Origin of the sequence: Rossellomorea marisflavi, assembly GCF_001274775.1 — a bacterium.
Taxonomy (GTDB): Bacteria; Bacillota; Bacilli; order Bacillales; family Bacillaceae_B; genus Rossellomorea; species Rossellomorea marisflavi.
On the sequence record NZ_LGUE01000004.1, the window covers coordinates 137,514 to 157,861 of the forward strand.

Genomic DNA, 20,348 nt, shown 5'->3' on the forward strand with positions numbered 1-20,348 from the left:
TAGGTTGCATTACAAAGTAGTTGTAGTTTATCAAATGTTTCCATATTTAGCAATGTAATTTTTATAAAAAATGTATAAATGAAAAGCCCAAGAGCTGGCTCTTGGGCTTTTCATGATGGATCTTATTCAGTTCCCTTCTTCCATTCATCTTGTTCGATCAGCATCTTCCCTGGCCAGGTGTACGCCATGATGCCTCCGTCGGCCTTGATGTCTTCTCCCGTGACATATGAGCTGTCATCAGATGCTAGGAACAGGGCTACCGTCGCCATTTCTGTCGGGCGACCGAGTCGACCCATCGGGGTGATCCACTTATTGGCTGCGCGGAACTTCTCACCCATGTCATCCTCTTTCCCACCGACAAGGATATCGATGAGAGGGGTTTCGATCGTACCCGGAGAAACGGAGTTCACCCGGATACCGTGGCGTGCATAGTCGATGGCCATTGCTTTGGTAAAGTTGATGATGCCTCCCTTGGCGGCATTATATCCTGAGCGATCAAGGTCCGCTGCGTGTCCAGACATGGATCCGTTATTGATGATGGATCCGCCATTCTCTAGCATGAGGGGAATCAGGTATTTGCTGACCAGGAATGTCCCGCGTAGATCAACGGCAATGATCTTATCGAATAGCTCCACAGGATATTCGTGGACCTTCCCGCCCTGCTCATCGACTCCGGCATTATTGAAGAGCACGTCGATCGTGCCATACGATTCCTCCAGATGACGGGCAAATGCCTTGACGCCTTCTTCACTGGAGACATCCAGATGGTACGCCTCTGCATTGCCCCCTTCTTTCCGGATGTTCTCGGCCGTTTTATTGACTTGCTTTTCATCAACATCTGCAAGGATGACCCTGGCTCCCTCTGCTGCAAATACGTTCGCCGCAGCTTCACCGATCCCCGTTGCGGCTCCTGTGATGATGGATACTTTGTTGTCTAATCTTCCCATGATACTGAATCCTCCTGTTTGATTGGTTATCTAAAGGGAGTTTTCCCGATTTGTGAAGAACTAAACATAAGGATGTTTCCACCACCCCACCCACTTATACGCTGCAACCGGTTCATCTTCCCTATTACATCCGCGTACTCCACCCCAGAAAAACGAAAACCAGATGAAGCAGATCGATCATCACATCTAGACAGATTTTCATGAGCATGGGCTCCTCATCCTTTCCATTCATTTCCTAACATTAGTAGCCATCCCCTTCTTCCCCTGCTATAATCAGTGCATATTGAGTAAAGGCGGGATGAGATTGAGAGAAGCCATCATTTCCATAGTAGAAGTGATCAATAACTTCCACGACGTAGTCATTGAAGTCACAGATGGCCTGGGGTTGAACCTCACCGACAAAGATTTGCATTTCTGGGTGATGGGCATCATCGGGATGCTCGTGTTCTTTTTTGTCTATGCCGTATCCAAGGCAGCGGCCAAGATGCCGTTTGGAATAGCGGGTCTCTCTTTTATGTACACACTTACTTTCATGTTCGTCCTTGTTTTCGCCATCGAGATCCAGCAGGCGATCACCCAGCGGGGGAACATGGAATTTGCTGATGCCATCATCGGCCTCTGGGGATTCCTCGCATTCTTCCTGATTTACGCGTCCATAATAGGCGTTTTCCTTGTTCTGCGATCCTTCTTCAAAAAGCCGCCTAAAAAGAAAAGAAGCCCTGGCCGAACGACCAGGTCCTCTCACTAGCATCCTATGACACAGCACAGTCTGTTCTTCAGCGTATTACGCAAAATGGAGCAAGGTGTCCATGATGTAATGTACCAAAGGATCAACAGGACCATGGCAAGTGCAAAGTCTGCGCAGCCTTGTATCAAATGAATCTCCCCCTTTCTTACTCCTATCATATGCACGGAATACTAGAGGGTATAAGCTAGATTACTAGATTCAAGAAAATAGGCTGTACAAAAGTGAACACCGTTCCTTCTTGGGGAACGGTGTTCATTTGTTTAATTCATCACCCATTTATCCTTCAGGAACATGATGCGCCCGATGATGAAGATGACCACGACGACGATCAGATTCGTGCCAATCATCATGGATAAGTGGACGGGATCGACAACACCGTAGATCAGCTCTTTCAAGATACTGAACATATTCAGGATCGGGATAAGGAAGTGATGGGCGGCAAGTTCGTTGACGCTGACTCCCGAAATGAACAAACTCGGAAATACGGCAAGCATCATCACTGGAGTACTATAGCTCTGCGCCTCTTTGATCGTTTTTCCCGCAATACTCGTCAGCATCAAGATCGATGCGTTAAACATGGCGTACACGACAGCCACTACCAACGCAAGCCCTACGATAAGCGGAAGCTGATCCCCGAAAGAAATGCCTTTCCTCAAGTTTTCAGTAAAGAATGCAATTTCCACGGTCACCACGAGCAAGGTGATCATCCCTGTAATGAGCCCCAGTGATGAGATGGTCAACCATTTCGCCCATAGAAGAGTAGAACGCTTCACCGGCGTGATGAGGAGGGCTTCCATTGTTTTCTTTTCCTTTTCACCGGCAAACAGATCAGCTGATACAGGTCCCGCCCCTATTCCAATGGCAAGGGCCATCATCATCGGGATGATCAGGGCAATGAGGAAGAGCCCGGTATCTTCTTCAGACAACTCCTGCTGGGTCATCGTGAAGGGTTGGATCGTCGATTCATCCAAGCCTTCACTCTTCAATCTTTCTGCCGTGACAGATTTTTCAAAGCCTGATAGATAGGCAGTCACTTTGCTCATCAAGAGGCTGGAGTTTTCACTCATGGAATCACCCACGATGGTGACTGTTGCTTCTTCCCCTCTCTGGACGCTCCCCATGAAATCGTTGCTGAAAACGACAGCTGCAAGGGCATCTCCGTCTTTAACACTGCTTTCAGGATCTTCGACTTTGGCCACATCTATACTCTTATCTCCCTGGAACAAGGCCAATTGCTCGTCTGATACATCCTTGCTCACTGCAAGTGTGTAGGAATCTCCCTCACTGTCAGACATCATCCCCTCATAAAAGAAAGTCAATGCCGTCATCATGAGAATAGGCAAAAGCACTGTTAACAGTAGCGTACGTCGATCCCTGAAAGCATCCTTCATTTCCTTCTTAAAGATATTAAGAAGCATGGTACTCATCTCCCCTCACAAGCTTGCTCATAAAGATGAAGTTCAGATCGCGGCTGTTTTCTTGCGCGTAGAGGTCTTCCAACTGTCCATGATAGACGAGTTCGCCTTTATGGACCATCGCCACCTTGTCGCACAGCATCGTGACTTCCTCCATGATATGACTCGAGAATATGATCGTCTTCCCATCCCGCTTCAGCTGATGGACAAGCTGACGGAACACATTTGAAGATGTGATATCAAGCCCCGTCGTCGGTTCATCGAAAAGGATGATCTCCGGGTCATGGATCAGGGTGCGGGCAATCGCCACCTTCTGGCGCATCCCCTTCGAGAACCCGCCGACTTTCCGCCCAAGATAATCCCTCATGCCGAACATCCTGGCGAGTTCATCGATCCTTACCTTCGTGTCATGCTTGCTCATCCCGTACAGGCTCGCGAAGTACTCAAGATTCTCCTTCGCCGTCAGGCGGTCATACAAACCGGTCTCACCGCCAAAGAGCACGCCGATTTTCCGCTTGATCTGATCCGGATTCTTGACCGTATCGTAGCCCCCCACCTTCACGCTGCCATCGGTCGGCTCCAGAAGGGTCGCAATCGTGCGGAGGAGGGTCGTCTTGCCGGCCCCGTTCTCCCCGAGCAATCCGACCGTATCCCCTTTCCCGATGGTAAAGCTCACATGCTTCAGTGCCGTGATGGATTTTTTCTTATCCTGGAATTTCTTTGTGACCTCATTGATTTCAATCATCTTCACCGCTCCTTGTTTGGTTTCTTGTATTTATCTTACTAGGGAAAGCGCAGGCCGTCTCCGGAGTGGTCGCGAATGTTCCTTTTTCTGTCGTGAAAATGCCATAACCCCTCTTGAAAATGGTAAAATGGTCAGAGAAATCCAAATGAAAGGCGATTGCTATGAAAATTGGTCTTGTTGACGATCGGGTCATCGATCTTGATAAACTTCAGGTCATCGTATCAGGTGTGGAGGGTGCAGACATCGTCTTCTCCACCACGTCGGCCGAAGAAGCCTATGAACAAATAAAAAAAGAAACGGTGGATCTACTGATCTGCGATATTGAAATGCCTCATCTATCAGGCTATGAACTGGCGGATATTATCCACTCCCATGCCCTTAGCATTGCCGTCATCTTCGTAACGGCCAACAGCGGATATGCCGTCCACGCCTTCGAACTGAATGTGCACGACTACATCATGAAACCCTATTCCAAGGAGCGGCTTCAGCAATCGGTACAGCGGCTCATGGAAAAGTCCAAATCCGCCGAGATGACGGGCAGGCTGTACTTGAAACAAAAGAACAACATCCATATTATCCAGAAGAAGGACATCATCTTCATCGAGCGTTCCGGACGTTCCACCACTATATACACAAGGAACGAACAGATCAAAACGTATCTCACCCTCAATGAACTGGAAGGAGAACTAAGGGAGCGCGATTTTATCCGGTCTCACCGATCCTTCATCATCAACATCCATTACGTGAAGAACTTTTCGTTGTATGCGAAGAATTCATATGTGATCACTTTTGAAGGCATTGAAGAACAGGCCATGATCACCAAGGAAAAAGTCGACTTCCTGCAAGAGCATTATTTTTAAGAGGTGTACGCATATTGACAAAACCATTCATTCACCGTGGTATCATCATCGTCTTGGGATTCATCCATCTCCACGGGATCCTCACGGGCTACCACTGGATCGTTTCTTATCTATTACCTGCGTTCTTGGTCATGGGGGTGATGTACGCCATCTCCCGCAAAACCCCTCTCCATTCAATGGGTAACCGCTGGGATGGGATGTTCTATCTCCTGCAGCTTTTCCTGATTGTCCCTTCTCTCATGGGAACGGCCTTGATCACAGGAATCCTCCTTCTACTTGTCTTTATAGGATTGGAGTGGCTTCGCACGGATTTATCAGAAAAGCTTTCCATCATGATGATCGAGAAACAACACTTTGAAACAGAAAGACTACATTTGAATGAGACGTTCCGGATCGTCAGGAGCGAGCGGCATGATTTCCTGAAGCATGTCTCAGCCCTCCACTTCATGCTCGACCACGACCAGCATTCCGAAGCAAAGATGTACCTGAATGACCTAGTGGACGGATATGAAGAAACCAACCTCTCCATCAAGGGAGAACGCGGGAGCATCGCGGGCATCCTCCATCAGATGTATCGTGATGCCACCAAGGCAGGTCTCAGCATGGTGTATGATACGGACCTCCCTCTTTCGACGATGCCGATGACGGATAAAAAGCTGGTGATGCTCTTAGGGAACCTCCTCTCCAATAGCATCGATGCCGCAGCTGAATGGCAGGAGGAAACCGGTGAAAAAGGGACCATCACCATGCAATTTTCCAAACGGAGTGGCCTTTATATCTTGAAAGTCGTCAATCCTAGCCTCAAGATTCCAGGGCCGGTCCTGGATAAGCTGTATCAAACCCACGGGATCACCACGAAATCCGGAGAGCACCAGGGATTAGGGTCCGCCATGATCATGGAAATTGTGAATGAGTACGGAGGCTACCTTGATTTCATCCACAAAGATCAGCACTTCGAAGTAAAGCTTAAATTCCCCGCCATCCACTAAAAAGGAAGGAGACTGTGTCTTCTTCCTTTTTTGCATTTTCCTGATTCATGAAATTCTATATAAGAATGGTTTCCATACAGTGAATCCTGAATGACCCCCAACTTCCTGCCCAATTTTGACCAAAACGTCATATATTATGGGTCCAATGCTTGATTGAGTTCATCCCTCCAAAGGGTATACACTATAACGTAATGGACATCGCATTCATCGAAGTTCATGCAGAATCAACTACTGAAATGGGGTGCATTTTTTGACCGCCACTGTTACAAAACGACAAAGCATCATCCACGGTGCACTGAAAACCTTCGCAGAAAGAGGATTCGCTGCCACTACCATTCCAATGGTCGCAACAGAAGCAGGCGTGGGAGCAGGGACGATTTATCGTTATTTCGAGAATAAAGAAGTTCTCGGCAATCATCTCTTCCAAGAGAATGTCACCCGCTTCACCGATGCATTGCGGACGGATTACCCGTATTCGTCATCGATCCGGGAGCAATTTCACCATATCTTCAGCTCCATGATTTCGTTTACGACCTGTAATCCTCATGCTCTTTATTTCATCAAGATGCATAGCAGCGCCCATTTCCTGAACCAGGACAGCCATGATTGCTTTGATGAGCTCACCAAGCTTCTCGGGCAATTTTTTGAATCGGGAAAAACGATGATGGAGCTGAAACCTCTGCCATCTCCCGTGCTATTCTCCATCATCTATGGAGCATTCCTGGAGCTTCAGAGAATCGTGGAAACGGGTGATATCCAACCCGATGCTTCCCTTCTGAAAGATGTGGAAGAAAGCTTATGGAACGCCATCCAATTAATCAAACCGCAAGCGGAATGAATATTCATTCCGACATAAAATCACTGAAAGAGGTGCCATGACCACATGACTCAAACAACCAGTTATCCTCTCGCACGAACCTATGGACCACTCGGCAGCATGCCGCTCATCGACCGTGAAAAGCCGGTCCAGTCATTTATCAAACTCGCACAGGAACTCGGTCCGATCTATCAATTCCAATTCCCGGGACACAAGAGCACATTTGTATCGGGAGCCGAATTGACCAAAGCCATTTGTAATGAAAAACAATTCGATAAAAAAGTCGGCCCCGCCCTTCAAAAAGTGCGCGCATTCGGTGGTGATGGACTGTTCACAAGCGAAACCACGGAGGTGAACTGGAAAAAGGCCCATAACATCCTCCTACCCAGTTTCAGCCAGCAGGCCATGAAAGGCTATCATGCCAAAATGGTCGACATTGCGTCCCAACTAATCCAGAAATGGGCGCGCTTGAATCCGGGGGAGGCTGTTGATATTCCAGAGGATATGACCCGCCTGACCCTTGATACGATCGGACTGTGCGGCTTCAACTTCCGATTCAACAGTTTCTACCGGGAAGATTCCCATCCATTCGTCGATTCCATGGTGCGCGCACTGGATGAAGCAATGAATCAGAATCAGCGTCTCGGCATCCAGGATAAACTGATGATCAAGAATAAACGTCAGTTCAAGGAAGATATCGAGTATATGTTCTCCATAGTCGACAACCTGATTGCAGAACGGAAGGAGAACGGAGATCAAGGAGAAGACGATCTTCTTTCTCATATGCTGAAAGGTGTGGATCCAGAGACAGGTGAAGCACTCAGTGACGAGAACATCCGCTTCCAGATCATCACCTTCCTGATTGCAGGGCATGAAACAACCAGCGGACTGCTCTCCTTCACTCTGTACTATCTGATGAAGCATCCAGAGGTGCTAAAGAAAGCCCAGAAGGAAGTAGAAAGCGTCGTAGGCGATGGGATCCCTGATTACAAACAGGTGAAACAACTGAAGTACGTAAGGATGATCCTGAACGAATCACTCAGGTTATGGCCGACCGCTCCGGCCTTCACGCTTTATGCGAAGGAAGATACATCCCTTCCAGGCGGGTATTCCGTAGCCGCAGGGGATGAGTTCACGATCCTGTCCCCACAACTTCATCGCGACGCATCCGTCTGGGGCGACGACGTAGAATCCTTCATCCCAGAACGATTCGAGAATCCTTCCGAGGTGCCTCATCATGCGTTCAAGCCGTTCGGAAACGGACAGCGCGCGTGCATCGGGCAACAATTCGCCATGCACGAGGCCGTATTGGTACTCGGTATGGTCATCCAGCACTTCGATTTCATCGAGGACACAGACTATAAGCTTTCCATCAAGGAAGCATTGACCCTGAAGCCTGATGGGCTGACCATGCAAGTGAAGCCTCGCAAAGGAGCCGTGTCCTTGGCTGCAGCACCCGCCACAGCTACAGATGAGAAAAAGGAAGACGACTCACAAGTGATCGACTCACACGGTACTCCCCTTCTTGTCCTGTATGGATCGAATATGGGAACGGCCGAAGGAATTGCCATGGAGCTTGCCGAGAAAGGCCGGCGCTTCGGATTCGATGTAGAGACTGCTCCCCTTAATGAATACAGCAACGGCCTCCCTCACCAAGGCGCCGTACTCATCGCATCTGCCTCTTATAACGGGAATGCCCCGGATAATGCAGACGAATTCGTTTCTTGGCTTGAAACCTCACCTGCCATCGGAGATGTACACTTTTCCGTATTCGGGTGCGGGGATAAAAACTGGGCCAATACGTATCAGCGCATCCCATTCCTGATCGATGAAAAACTTGCAGAAGGCGGTGGGATCAGACTGACCAGCCCTGGATTCGGAGACGCAAGCGATGACTTCGAAGGTCAATATAATGCGTGGAAAGAAGACATTTGGCCGGCTCTAGCCGATGCATTCGACCTTGATCTCCCAAGTGAGCAAACAGCGGATACAAGCATCGAGCTTGAATATGTGAGCCACGTCAGTCACACGCCGATCGCCCGTGCCCACCATGCATTCACTGCCGTAATCAGCGAAAATCGCGAGTTGCTTCATAAAGATAGCGGCCGAAGCACACGTCATATCGAAGTCAGTCTCCCAGAGGGAATCAGCTATCGTGAAGGAGACCATATCGGAGTCCTTCCGGAAAATCCGCCTGAATTGATCGAACGGGTCCTTGAACGATTTGCGTTAAACGGGGATGATTATGTTCAGCTGAATGCCGAGAGCGGAACAACCTCCCATCTTCCATCAGGCATGCCAGTGAAGATCTCCGAGTTGCTTGCCAACCATGTGGAAATGCAAGAACCTGCAACACGCGCACAAATCCGTGCAGTTGCTGCCACAACGGTTTGTCCTCCCCATATTGTGGAACTGGAGGCATTACTCGAAGATTCAACTTACAGGGATGAAGTATTGACAAAACGCGTCACCATGCTAGAACTCGTGGAAGCCTACATGGCATGCGAAATTCCATTCGGACAATTCTTGTCACTACTGCCTGCATTGAAACCGAGATTCTACTCGATTTCAAGTGCTCCATCCCATCAGGAAGGAAAAGCGAGTCTCACTGTCAGCGTCGTCCGCGGTGCCGCATGGAGTGGAAAAGGGGAGTACGCTGGAATTGCGTCCAACTACCTTGCCAATCGAACTTCAGGTGACAAAATCGCCTGCTTCATCCATACACCACAATCGAACTTCCAGCTTCCCGAGCAAAGCGAAGCACCGATCGTCATGGTGGGACCAGGAACGGGCATCGCCCCATTCCGAGGATTCATCCAGGAAAGACGCCATCGCAAGGAAAACGGAGAAACATTGGGTCAGGCACACCTCTACTTCGGATGCCGCAACCCGCAGCATGATTTCCTTTACGAAGACGAACTGCGTAAAGCCGAAAAAGAAGGCCTCGTCACCCTTCACACTGCCTTCTCCCGATGCCCGGGTGAAGACAAACGCTACGTCCAGCATGCACTCGCCGGCAATGCCGACGTCATCCTCCCACTGCTGAAAGAAAGTGGACACCTTTACATCTGCGGAGACGGAAGCAAGATGGCACCCGACGTGGAAACCACCCTGCAACAGCACTACCAAACGTTGTACCAAACCACCCAGCAAGAAGCCATCGACTGGCTTCAAACCCTCGAAAAAGAAGGACGCTACGGTAAAGACGTCTGGGCAGGTGCGTAAACATATTGAAAGAGAAGCAGGCCGCATGGCCGCTTCTCTTTTTTTGTTGTGCCTGGCACCTTTTCCCCTTTTTGTGCCTGGCACCTTTTCCCCTTTTTGTGCCTGGCACCTTTTCCCCTTTTTGTGCCTGGCACCTTTTCCCCTTTTTGTGCCTGGCACCTTTTCCCCTTTTTGTGCCTGGCACCTTTTCCCCTTTTTGTGCCTGGCACCTTTTCCCCTTTTTGTGCCTGGCACCTTTTCCCCTTTTTGTGCCTGGCACCTTTTCCCCTTTTTGTGCCTGGCACCTTTTCCCCTTTTTGTGCCTGGCACCTTTTCCCCTTTTTGTGCCTGGCACCTTTTCCCCTTTTTGTGCCTGGCACCTTTTCCCCTTTTTGTGCCTGGCACCTTTTCCCCTTTTTGTGCCTGGCACCTTTTCCCCTTTTTGTGCCTGGCACCTTTTCCCCTTTTTGTGCCTGGCACCAGCATTGCATTCGGTGCCAGGCACAAAAAAACAGCCGCAACGATATCGTTGCGGCTGTTTGTATTAATGGAACAATCCGGATTCCTTGGATTTTTTCATGAAGGCTTTGGTTCGTTTGCTCAGCGGTTGTTTCAGGAACGTGCCCAGGAAGATCGCGATGGCCCAGAATAGGACTAGGAACAGGATATCCTTTGTGACACGCTCCCAGACGATTCCGCCTACCGCTTCTCTCATAAGGTCGATCGCATAGGAGAATGGCAGGAATGGATGGATCATCTGGAAGAACTCAGGCAGCAATGCAGTCGGATACGTACCACCCGATCCTGCAATCTGAAGGACAAGGAGGACGATGGCCAGTGCTTTACCGACGTTTCCGAACACCGATACAAATGTGTAGACAATGGTGATGAATACCGCACTGATCAATAAGCCGAATAGGACGAACCATCCTGGTGACGAGATGTCTACTCCGAGAAGGAAGATATCCCCCAGGGTGACGATGATTGTCTGGATGAACCCGATTGACAGGAAGGTCATAAGCTTACCGAAGTAAATATGCCTTTCTTTGAGGTCCGGAATGCCTTCCATCACGTCGGTAGCAAGAAGGGAGATGAGGAGCAGACCTCCTACCCAAATAGCAAGGACCGTATAGAATGGCGTCATGGCCGTACCGTAGTTCTGAATCGGATACAGGCTGTTTTTGTTCATTTTCACCGGTTCTTCAAAGAAACTTTTCTCCAGTTTCGGATCATTTTTAAGGAGCTTGATGATTTCATTGATGTCTGTCTCGCCCTGGATTTCTCTGATCCGGTCTGCGAGTTCATTCACTTTTGTGTTCACATACGGGTATTCACCCAACACATCTTTCAATGTTTTCTCCCCGTCTGAAAGATTCCCTTCCGTACTGGAAAGGATTTTCTCAACTTCAGGAATGGTGGATTGGATATCAACCAAGATCGAACGAGCATCGCTCAGCGTCTTTTTGGCGCTCGCCACTTCTGAGCGGACAGCCGGTTCGATGTTATTGTTATATTCTTTCACAAACGCATCGATATTGGCACTTGTCTCAGCAGAACGCTCTTGAATGCCGTTGATGACATCATCCACTTCCTTCTGTTTTCCAGAAAGGAAGTCGTTGATCTTATCCCCATCCGTTTGGACTTGTTGAAGTTGTTTCTTCACTTGAGCCAACTGTTCAAGAGCCTGATCAATCTGCTCCTGGTTTTGCTGGGACTCTTCGTTCTGATTGTCCTCCCCCTCTTGTGGTGGAGGGTTCTGTTCTTTTACTTGCTGGAGGCTCGACTCAATGGCCTCAATGTTTTGAATGGTCGAATCCACCTGTTTTTGGACATCGTTTGAAATGGTGTCGCCTTGACTAAGGTCGATATCGGATGTCTGCACACTCTGAAGGAAATCATTGATTTTCTTTGATGTGCTTTGAGCCTGCTCAAGGTCTTTTTGTACCTGAGGTGCAATTTCATCCAATCGTTTTTCGGCCTTATCAAGGAAGGCTGTTGTGTTGTCGATGGTTTCCAACCCTTCATTGGTCACCCGGCTTGCTTCCGGGATCATGCTTTGGGCATCATCGATCATCCCCTGGGCCTTTTCAGCATCAGAGAGTGAATCGTTCAAGGTCTTCCCGATGTCAGGAAGTCTTTCTTCTGCTTCAAACACATAGTTCTCGAAATTTTTGATATCAGGAAGATCGCCTTCGATTTCCAGTCCAAGCTCATTGAACATATCAAAAATCGTTTCATTCACAGTCGAAATGAATGAGCTTGTAATTTTATCAACAATGGCCCCTGCCCCTTTTTCCGTGATCTTCGGGGCGATGGCGTTGATTTTTTCATTTACATAATACTCAAGTTTCGCTTTCTCAGGCTTATCTTCAATGACGGTCGAAAGCTTTTGAGAAAAGTCCTTCGGAATGACGATGACAGCAAAATAGTCACCGTATTCCACTTTGTCCATGGCTTTCTCACGATTGACAAAGTGCCAGTCCATATCATCGTTTTTCTTCAATTCCTTGACAAGGTCTCCTCCGACGTCGATCGATTCGTCCCTGATCGTCGCTCCCTCATCTTCGTTGACGACCGCTACGGGTAGCTGGTCGGTCTTTCCGTACGGATCCCAAGATGCTTCAATGTTAAACCATGCATAGAGGGACGGGAGAATCATCAAACCACCGATGACGATGAGGGCTACATAGTTCGTAACAAGATTTCTTCCGTCCCGCGAGAATATCTTCCAGCTTTTTTTCATGTTCTCTTACTACCTTTCTGTCGTATCTTGTATTACCGTTTACTATACCCATTTTAGTCGTGAACAGGCATCATTTGGTCAATTTAGCTATTATATCGCAATAACGTTCAGGAAAGAAGTATGTTCATCTAACTGTCACATACAATCTTTTCCCCATCTCTGTATATTTCCGGGGAAATTTGCTGTCGAAAATCCCCAGTCACGCGGAGGATGCATAGTGATTTAAAACAAAAAAAGACCCCCGAAACCGGGGATCTTTCTCTCATGATAAAAGCAGAAATTATGCTTTTACAACGTTAGCAGCTTGAAGTCCACGTTGGCCTTCTTCAACTTCGAAAGTCACTTTTTGACCTTCGTCAAGTGTTTTGAAGCCGTCGCCTTGGATAGCTGAGAAATGTACGAATACATCTTCTCCACCGTCAACTTCGATGAAACCGAAACCTTTTTCTGCGTTGAACCATTTTACTGTACCTTCTTGCATGTTATTTCCTCCTGCGTGGATTGTGCTCCACAATTATTACTATTATTGCTCAATTCAGGTGGAAGGATTGCTCCCTCCCTATATACCGAACAAAAATAATTAACTTAATAATAACAGATAGTGGGAGATATAGCAATGGGGTTTCGGATTTTTTTCTTAATCAGTTCGAATTGTTGTTTTACTTCCCCTCATTCTTCATATAATGACCCACCGCATCGCGAAGAAATTCTGCCATACCATTCTGGTACTTATCGTAGTATGACCTGAAACGTTCATCGTCCACATACATCTGTACAAGGCCTTTATGGGCTTCCCTATTATAATGACCCCACTGGCGGGTGATCCATTCTTTGTGGAGCTGCGCAGCTTCCTGTGCCTCCTCACCAGTTGCATCGCCCTTTTCATGCGCTATTTTTAGCAAGGCTATCATTTGTTCTTCCAGGTGCTTGGTTTCTTCATATGTTTCCTTGTCCATGCTCAGGAGCTGCTGATTCGATGCATCTATCGACTCGTCTCCATATTTCTCCCGGATCTCTTTCCCGTATTCCTTCTCGTTTATATCGACGAGCCTTTTCTTGAACCCTTCAAACTTTTCCCGATCACTCATTGTGGCTCCTCCTCCCTTATCTTCCAACGTCTGATCGACATTTCGGATCAACATCAGCAAGCGTTCCTTTTTCTCGACTAGCCGGCTCCGATGCTCTTTCAGCGCTCCCACTGAATCAAAGTCTGGATCATCCAATATGAGCTTGATCCCTTCAAGCTCCATACCCATTTCCCGATAAAACATGATCTGCTGAAGGCGGTCGACCTCCACCCGTCCATAGATCCGGTAGCCGGATGAATTGATCCTGGACGGTGTCAGCAACCCGATTTCATCATAGTACCTCAGTGTCCGCGTACTGACTCCCGCCAAATCACTCAGCTTCTTTATTGTGTATTCCATGTGGCACCTCCTAGGTCTACTGTACACGTTGACGTTGCGTGAAGGTAAAGGGGGAAATGAAAAAACCACTCAATACTATTAATGAGTGGTTTTATGTACTAAAACTTTTGCCTATCCGTTTTTTATATTTTTTTCTGTGGATTCTAAACTATAAAGATACCCTCTAGAATCATAGTTAAATTCCTTGAATCGGATTTTACAGAAAACAATAACGAGTTGTTCCGGCAAAACAAAAATAGTTACATAAGCAATTAGTAAAGGTAAATAGGTTAATATTGCTTCCTCCAAGGAAGCAAATTGAATAGTTCTAATCGTATATTGTAAAAGTAGGAAGAAGCCCGTTGAAGCGATCACAGCAATAGGGACATACGATTTTGTTTCAAACTTACTTCTCGTTACATCCTTACTACTTCCTTTTTTATAGGCTCCTTTTCTTAGTAGGATGGCAAACCTTATACTGGTAACCAAGAGGATTAGAACACCTAAAATTATTGCATAGTAGGTTAATTTAATTAGGATTTCACCGCTTGCATTTCCCTGTTGACCCATAAAAAAGAAAGCAAGGGTAAATTGACAAAGTGTAAAAATGAATTGTGATACAATGACGGTGAGTGCATACTGTAACCAACCTATTTTTTTATATATAAATGGAACGGCAAATACAATCGATAATATTGAAATTACTACAGTCATACTAAACTGAATGGTTTGGAGTTTTTCTACATTAGGATAATTTGTGGAATCCGAACCTACAGTATAGGTTAAAACGTATAATAACCAGACTATAGGAACACTTAGAAATAATGCCTCCGCAAGTTTTTTTGGGCTTTGTCTCCCTGATTCAAGGGGTTTTCTTAATACAGCATAATGATCAACTGTTAATTTGCTCACCTATAAAACAGCTCCTGTCTCAATATTATCACCTAAACCATCCTTTCACTCTATCCATCATTGATTTTTTCGACTTTCCAAATTTGTGGTTAAGTATAGCATTAGCGCCTATGCCAGCAACTACGCCTATTGCAGTTCCTACTCCAGGTATAGGAATCATTGCAGTTCCTACTGCAGTGAATGCTCCCTGAACTGCACCGCTTACTACCGTATCTACTACAGTATCTCCCATAGCTCTGGTAACCGCCCCACTACCTTCTTTTCCATCAGCTTTGGCATCTTGTAAATTACTATAGAATGTTACGCCAGCTGATATTGGTCCTAAACTTTTTAGTCCACCCTTTAATACTCCACTATCCTTAATCGCTTTTAAATTCCCAGCATCTTTTACATTATCTACTGCTCCTTTCCACATTGCTTTACCAATCATTTTGGCTTTTCCTGTAATCCCTTCGTTTCCGTACATGTGAGCAATTTCAGGATTTTTATCTAAAACCTGCTTACCAGTGGTTGACCATCCATTCCTTCCTTTATTTTTTGATGCATATGCAGCGTGCTTTAGAGTAGCCTTATTGGTTTTAGCTTTCTTAACATGTTTGTCTTTGTACTTTTTTCCGTTTTTAGGTAAACCTTTATTTAACTCTTTATTGGCAACAGAGTCTGGTTTAACCCCTAAAGACTTCAAAGAATCCCTGGTTGCCAATACTTTATACTCTACTTTCCCGGTACTTTTATTTACTATTCTCTCGAAGGAAACACCCTCTTCTTTGAAAGCATTGAATAATCTATATCCTTGTGAAACACCACCGGCTAATGTCTTCCCATCAGATAAAAGTTGAACTACACCTTTAGTATACTCTGTGTTGGCATCAACAAATTCTTCTATTTTATCACCATCATCTTCAAGCAAAAAGGTGATATCCTCCGCACTCGTACCATTCAGCTTCATTCCCAACGGAGTTAATCCTGAATATTCCTTCCATTCTTTTGCAGGAAAGTCCACATCCACTTTCCCATCCTCCATTAATCCTTCAATATCTTTAATCCAATTTTCCATCATTGCCAAGTCTTCCTCAGCTGACGATAGAGATTTTGATTGTGAAGAATCAAAATGGGAAAGCTTATCTACAGTTTCTGTGATTTCTGATTTGGCACTTTGGATACCTTGGATAAATGTAGAGTCTTGAATTGCTATTACGGAAACAATGTCACTGATGGAACTAATTGTACTATTGGCATCTGAAACAAGACTCTCGGTATGTTGTTTGATTCTATTAAGGCTCTGTTCGAGCTCATGGTCCAGGAAAGGCTGATGGATGTAGCCATCATCGCTGGACTCGAGTGTGCTCAATTCACTCTTCACTTGCTCCAGAACAGATTTGTAATCGGTGCTGAATTTAGTAATAAACTCTAGCAGTGGGATATGGCAGTCTTCATAAAAAGAACGGATAGCACTTCCGCCCTTTCCTTTTAGTGCCTCTTCCAATCCTGCGAATGTTGATATGGATTTCTTTAATAATTGAATCTCTCCATCAAGGGTGTCTAACATCGTTGTATTCCGGGAGATTCCTTCTTGAAGTGTTTGTACCTTCAAAGTCTTCATGTAACCTTCTCCCTTACAGTGTATTCTTTAATGTAGACTCTTAGATGTACTAAAAATAATAACCCCCGATAAACATCATCAGGGGTCATTCCATTACTCAGCCCCCGCGCTCATCTCCACATAGGTCTTCCCTGAAGGCGACTGCTTGTAGACGACGAACATCGGTGTCGATTGGGTTTGGCCACTTCGCTCAATGTACTCTACGATTTCCCAGAACTTGTATTGGGAGAATTCATCAAAGTTCTCCATCACGCGGGACATGACCATATCCTTCAAGTAGAAGTAGCTTCTGAAGTGAACGTTCTCACTCTCAGGTAAATCTATGCGGTCTTCCTCGATCGGTAGGAAGATTTCAGCTGTCATGATTTCGTCTTCTAAAGGGTTGCTCATGATGCAGAAGAACAGATCGCCTGTTGGGTTGTATCCGTTGTTTTCGAGGATGCCTGCAAAGTCTTCAAAGGCCATTTCCAATTCTTCGGGTGCGAATCGATAAAGCTTCGAGGCTACATTCTTATACGTCAGGGTGTGGTCAGTGAATAGCATGAGGCACACTCCTCGGAACATAGAGATCGATGATGATATCACCGTATACCTCTAGCAGGACACAGTAGAATTGATCTGTGAGGGGGATTCCGTTCACTTCGCCATACGTTTTCACTTGTTCAAAGGCCGTTGAGAAATCCTGAATTTCCTGTGCCTGCCTTAAGACGAGGGCATCTTTCAGGTCCAGCCTGCGTTCATATTGAATGTCTGAATCCTCGGCAAGCTCGACTTCGTCATTCACCGGCATATAATACGTAAAGGTCCCGCTATCTCTTTTTGCTTGATATGTAAAGATGACGGGGCCGTTCCTGTATACTACCTGTTCCAGTTCTGCTTCCTCCATGACAGCAAAGCCTTCCTGCCAGTCCTCCATCTTGCCTTCCATCTTATACACTAATACATGATCAAATTGTAAGGATTTCTTTTCGATAGCCATGACCTACTCCCTTTCATCATTTGTTTTTATTTTCATTGAAACCAGCTGTTCTTCTTTTCGTGTGGAGACACTTTCTTTTCCAAAATAGTGGTTGGTACATTGGGTATAAATTGGGCTTCACCCTTTGCCGTATCACGCTTCAGTGTCTTGCCATCGGCTTCAAAGTTAAAGCTGATGAATCTCTTCTTACAATAAAGAAGAACCAATTGTTCCGGCAGGATGAAGAGCATCATATAAAATAGCGCAAGTGGCAAGAGCGCAATGATGTAGAATTCGAGGGAATCAGCATTGAAATTTCGTATGATATATTGAAGGATCAGTACGATGCTCACACCGATGACGATGGCGAGCGGTACGTTTGATTTCAATTCCAGGTTCATCCGGCTTTTCCACTTTGCCGATCCGTACTTGTATTCTCCGTTTTTCAATAGCCGGAAGAAGCGGAGGACGGTAACGGCGATCAGGAGGACCCCGACCCCGAGAGTAAGCAGTAGCAGCGTCGTGATATTCCCCTCAGTCACGCCTTGTTGTGTTCCGATAAACATCATGGATATCAGATACATACAAACACCAAAAAGGAATTGGCTGGCAAAGATGCTAATGGCGTATTGGACCTTCTGATACTTCTTGAAGAATGACGGAGCGCTTGCCATCACGCACAGGATCGAAAGCAGGATGGTGATGTAGAAGTGCGCACCCTTCACCAGTCCGATTGCCGGGAAAGCAGAGGAATCTTCCATCAGGGTGTAGGTTAAAAAGTAAAGGAGCCAGCTGATGAACACCGAAACGATCAGGCTGGGTGTGAGGGCAGCAGGGCTTTGCCGCCCACTCTCGAATGGCCCTTTCAACACATAAAAATGACTTTCAGGTACATCTCTTAACATAAGCGGTACGCTCCTTTTGTTCTAAACATCATGCGAGCTATCTGAACCAGCCTTTCACTACGTCCATAGCGGATTTTCCTTTGCCGTCCTTATCTTTCCCGAATTTATGGTTCAGAAGGGTATTCACGGCGATTCCCGCCCCCATCCCGACAAGGGTACCGACACCTGGAATGGGGATAAGGGCCGTACCGGCTGCAGTGAAGGCCGTCTGTACAGTGCTTGAAACCCCGACGTCAATGGCCGTATCCACTGTTGCGCGCTTCGTTGCTTCTGCACCGGTCAATCCGTCAGCTTTTGCATTTGTGTGGTTTTCATAGAATGACAGACCCGCAGAGATCGGCGCAAGGCCCTTCAGGCTACTTTTCAATACACCTTTGACAGGACCGCTCTCTTGAAGGGGTTTCGCAATGCCTTTGATGTCGACGATGTCCTTGTATGAGTCTTTGACACCTTTTGCCGTAGCTTTACCGATGGTCTTGAATTTGTCTTTGGCAGACAGCTCATTATTGTTCCAATTCTTAAGATGTGGATTTTTCTCGAGGACTTTCTCCCCAACTGGTGACCAACCTGTCTGGCCTTTCTTTTGTGTCGCGTATTTAAGGGTGACGGTATTGTTTTTAGCAATTTCCTTATGCTTAGGAGAAAGCTTCTTACCGCCCTTAGGTACACCATGCATCAATTCTTTAAACGCACGTGAGTCCGGTTCTACTCCCAGTTTGCGAAGGGCATCCGGTGTCGCGGTGATGCGGTAGCCGTATTGACCTTTCTTGGGATCCCATACCTTATACGTCTTGAGACCATTTTTCCTTGCTGCATAGAAGGTCCTCAAACTTGTGAACGACAGGGTTCCCCGGGACTTCAGCTGATCGAATTGATCCAGGTTCTTCTTCGCTGTAAGCAGGAAGGAACTCGCGCCTCCGCTTACATCACCGGTTTTATCCTCATCATCTTTGATTTCGAGTTCTTCTATATTAGGTGTCGTCCCATTCAATTTATTCGTTAGTGGGTTGAGCTCGGCATATTCCTTCCAAACGGTGGTCGGGAAATTCACGTTCACTTTCCCATCTTGCATCAATCCCTCGATATCAGAAATCCAGTTCTCCATCATGACGAGGTCTTCTTCAGCAGTGGAGAGTGCCTTCGACTGGCTGGAGTCGAACTCCGTCAGCTTGTCGACTGTTTCAGTCAATTCTTTTTTGGCGCTTTGGACGCCTTGGATGAAAGAAGAATCCTGGATGCTGGAGATGGAGACGATATCAGAAATGGAGCTGATCGTACTATTGGCATCTGCAACAAGGCTTTCCGTATGCTGCTTGATGCGGTCTAAGCTCTGTTCGAGTTCCTGATCGAGAAAGGGTTGGTGGATATATCCGTCTGAGCTTGGTTCGAGGGTGCTTAGTTCACTTTTGATCTTTTCGAGGGTGGACTTGTATTCACTGCTGAATTTCACAATGAAATCAAGAAGGGGCACATGACATTCATCATAAAAAGAGCGGATGGCACTCCCACCCTTTCCTTTCAGTGCTTCCTCCATTCCAGAAAAGGCGGTAATCGATTGTTTAAGAGATTGGATTTCTCCATCAAGGGTATCAAGCATGGACTTGCTTCGGGAAATCCCTTCCTGAAGTGACTGGACTTTTAATGTTTTCATCTCTCATCTCTCACATTCATATATTATTTGCGTTGCATCCCGCCGGCGATGGTGGCATCGGCTTCCCTCATGGATTCGACGGCTTGCCGTGTACTTTCAAGATTTTTTTCCAACACACTTTTATAGGAAGCGAGGATTGTATCGAGCTTTGAGGCCAGTTCATTCAGCTTGTCGGCTGTATCGAGGACATTCCCTTCAATTGACCCTTCGCTTTTTGCCTTCAGCCCCTGCAGAGATCCCTTCACATTTGATATCTGGGACTCCACACTTGAATATTCTACTTTGATCTCCATGTTGACACTCCTCCCTTGGCATTTTATGTACCTATTCGTGTTCCTACTATTTTCCTTCCTCATTATTACAAAAACCATTTTTGTCTTATATAGGAAATTCGGATTGTTTTTTGTTTTCTTTCTACTACTTTTTTGCTAGTTTTCATTTTGGA

The 20,348-nt window shown here is 46.4% G+C and carries 18 protein-coding genes; 5 read left to right on the plus strand and 13 right to left on the minus strand.

Annotated elements, in window-relative coordinates:
* Positions 1-122: 122 nt before the first annotated feature.
* Positions 123-947: an SDR family oxidoreductase gene (locus AF331_RS10550; RefSeq protein WP_053428100.1), complete on the minus strand. Its 825-nt coding sequence runs from the start codon at positions 945-947 to the stop codon at positions 123-125.
* Positions 948-1,251: 304 nt separating this feature from the next.
* Here AF331_RS10550 and AF331_RS10555 point away from each other — a divergent pair, with 304 nt between their 5' ends.
* Positions 1,252-1,695, plus strand: a complete 444-nt coding sequence (locus AF331_RS10555; protein WP_053428101.1) for a hypothetical protein — start codon at positions 1,252-1,254, stop codon at positions 1,693-1,695.
* Between the two features lie 260 nt (positions 1,696-1,955).
* Here AF331_RS10555 and AF331_RS10560 read toward each other — a convergent pair whose 3' ends face one another.
* A complete protein-coding gene (locus AF331_RS10560) occupies positions 1,956-3,113 on the minus strand; it encodes an ABC transporter permease (RefSeq protein ID WP_053428102.1) in 1,158 nt (385 codons plus the stop codon).
* Positions 3,103-3,855, minus strand: coding sequence for an ATP-binding cassette domain-containing protein (locus AF331_RS10565; protein WP_053428103.1), 753 nt, complete (start codon positions 3,853-3,855; stop codon positions 3,103-3,105). Before AF331_RS10565 ends, AF331_RS10560 begins: the two co-directional genes overlap by 11 nt.
* A 161-nt stretch (positions 3,856-4,016) precedes the next feature.
* On the opposite strand from AF331_RS10565, the gene AF331_RS10570 reads away from it, so the two are divergent.
* The 4 genes from AF331_RS10570 (at position 4,017) to AF331_RS10585 (ending at position 9,746) form a co-directional block, all read left to right on the plus strand.
* A complete protein-coding gene (locus AF331_RS10570; RefSeq protein WP_053428104.1) occupies positions 4,017-4,715 on the plus strand; it encodes a LytR/AlgR family response regulator transcription factor in 699 nt (232 codons plus the stop codon).
* 14 nt (positions 4,716-4,729) lie between these two features.
* Positions 4,730-5,704, plus strand: coding sequence for a sensor histidine kinase (locus AF331_RS10575; protein ID WP_053428105.1), 975 nt, complete (start codon positions 4,730-4,732; stop codon positions 5,702-5,704).
* Positions 5,705-5,954: 250 nt separating this feature from the next.
* Positions 5,955-6,542 (plus strand): TetR/AcrR family transcriptional regulator, encoded by a 588-nt coding sequence (locus AF331_RS10580; RefSeq protein ID WP_048005078.1) that lies wholly within the window; start codon positions 5,955-5,957, stop codon positions 6,540-6,542.
* Positions 6,543-6,587: 45 nt separating this feature from the next.
* A complete protein-coding gene (locus AF331_RS10585) occupies positions 6,588-9,746 on the plus strand; it encodes a bifunctional cytochrome P450/NADPH--P450 reductase (RefSeq protein WP_053428106.1) in 3,159 nt (1,052 codons plus the stop codon).
* A gap of 523 nt (positions 9,747-10,269) precedes the next feature.
* On the opposite strand, the gene AF331_RS10595 is transcribed toward AF331_RS10585, so the two are convergent.
* From AF331_RS10595 to AF331_RS10640, 10 genes are all read right to left on the minus strand, one after another.
* Positions 10,270-12,468: a YhgE/Pip domain-containing protein gene (locus tag AF331_RS10595; protein ID WP_053428108.1), complete on the minus strand. Its 2,199-nt coding sequence runs from the start codon at positions 12,466-12,468 to the stop codon at positions 10,270-10,272.
* 280 nt (positions 12,469-12,748) lie between these two features.
* Entirely contained in the window at positions 12,749-12,949 is a 201-nt protein-coding gene (locus AF331_RS10600) for a cold-shock protein (RefSeq protein WP_048005082.1), read from the minus strand.
* Between the two features lie 178 nt (positions 12,950-13,127).
* Complete coding sequence (locus AF331_RS10605) at positions 13,128-13,895, minus strand: MerR family transcriptional regulator (RefSeq protein WP_048005083.1); 768 nt, start codon at positions 13,893-13,895, stop codon at positions 13,128-13,130.
* A 111-nt stretch (positions 13,896-14,006) separates the two neighbouring features.
* Complete coding sequence (locus AF331_RS10610; protein ID WP_053428109.1) at positions 14,007-14,786, minus strand: hypothetical protein; 780 nt, start codon at positions 14,784-14,786, stop codon at positions 14,007-14,009.
* 28 nt (positions 14,787-14,814) lie between these two features.
* Positions 14,815-16,389, minus strand: coding sequence for a ribonuclease YeeF family protein (locus AF331_RS10615; RefSeq protein ID WP_053428110.1), 1,575 nt, complete (start codon positions 16,387-16,389; stop codon positions 14,815-14,817).
* 93 nt (positions 16,390-16,482) lie between these two features.
* Positions 16,483-16,932, minus strand: coding sequence for a DUF5085 family protein (locus AF331_RS10620; protein ID WP_048005088.1), 450 nt, complete (start codon positions 16,930-16,932; stop codon positions 16,483-16,485).
* Positions 16,919-17,368: a hypothetical protein gene (locus AF331_RS10625; protein ID WP_053428111.1), complete on the minus strand. Its 450-nt coding sequence runs from the start codon at positions 17,366-17,368 to the stop codon at positions 16,919-16,921. The genes AF331_RS10620 and AF331_RS10625 overlap by 14 nt, the downstream gene beginning before the upstream one ends.
* A 32-nt stretch (positions 17,369-17,400) precedes the next feature.
* Entirely contained in the window at positions 17,401-18,252 is an 852-nt protein-coding gene (locus AF331_RS10630; RefSeq protein WP_053428112.1) for a hypothetical protein, read from the minus strand.
* A gap of 37 nt (positions 18,253-18,289) precedes the next feature.
* Entirely contained in the window at positions 18,290-19,903 is a 1,614-nt protein-coding gene (locus tag AF331_RS10635; protein WP_053428113.1) for an LXG domain-containing protein, read from the minus strand.
* A 23-nt stretch (positions 19,904-19,926) separates the two neighbouring features.
* Positions 19,927-20,196, minus strand: a complete 270-nt coding sequence (locus AF331_RS10640; protein ID WP_048012578.1) for a YwqI/YxiC family protein — start codon at positions 20,194-20,196, stop codon at positions 19,927-19,929.
* Positions 20,197-20,348: the final 152 nt, after the last annotated feature.

Bases quoted from the DNA above. Each gene is read 5' to 3' on its own strand.
- AF331_RS10625 (WP_053428111.1), bottom strand. From the start codon at position 17,368: ATGGCTATCGAAAAGAAATCCTTACAATTTGATCATGTATTAGTGTAT.
- AF331_RS10570 (WP_053428104.1), top strand. From the start codon at position 4,017: ATGAAAATTGGTCTTGTTGACGATCGGGTCATCGATCTTGATAAACTT.
- AF331_RS10640 (WP_048012578.1), bottom strand. From the start codon at position 20,196: ATGGAGATCAAAGTAGAATATTCAAGTGTGGAGTCCCAGATATCAAAT.
- AF331_RS10550 (WP_053428100.1), bottom strand. From the start codon at position 947: ATGGGAAGATTAGACAACAAAGTATCCATCATCACAGGAGCCGCAACG.
- AF331_RS10635 (WP_053428113.1), bottom strand. From the start codon at position 19,903: ATGAAAACATTAAAAGTCCAGTCACTTCAGGAAGGGATTTCCCGAAGC.
- AF331_RS10565 (WP_053428103.1), bottom strand. From the start codon at position 3,855: ATGATTGAAATCAATGAGGTCACAAAGAAATTCCAGGATAAGAAAAAA.
- AF331_RS10595 (WP_053428108.1), bottom strand. From the start codon at position 12,468: ATGAAAAAAAGCTGGAAGATATTCTCGCGGGACGGAAGAAATCTTGTT.
- AF331_RS10615 (WP_053428110.1), bottom strand. From the start codon at position 16,389: ATGAAGACTTTGAAGGTACAAACACTTCAAGAAGGAATCTCCCGGAAT.
- AF331_RS10620 (WP_048005088.1), bottom strand. From the start codon at position 16,932: ATGCTATTCACTGACCACACCCTGACGTATAAGAATGTAGCCTCGAAG.
- AF331_RS10600 (WP_048005082.1), bottom strand. From the start codon at position 12,949: ATGCAAGAAGGTACAGTAAAATGGTTCAACGCAGAAAAAGGTTTCGGT.
- AF331_RS10630 (WP_053428112.1), bottom strand. From the start codon at position 18,252: ATGTTAAGAGATGTACCTGAAAGTCATTTTTATGTGTTGAAAGGGCCA.
- AF331_RS10605 (WP_048005083.1), bottom strand. From the start codon at position 13,895: ATGGAATACACAATAAAGAAGCTGAGTGATTTGGCGGGAGTCAGTACG.
- AF331_RS10560 (WP_053428102.1), bottom strand. From the start codon at position 3,113: ATGCTTCTTAATATCTTTAAGAAGGAAATGAAGGATGCTTTCAGGGAT.
- AF331_RS10585 (WP_053428106.1), top strand. From the start codon at position 6,588: ATGACTCAAACAACCAGTTATCCTCTCGCACGAACCTATGGACCACTC.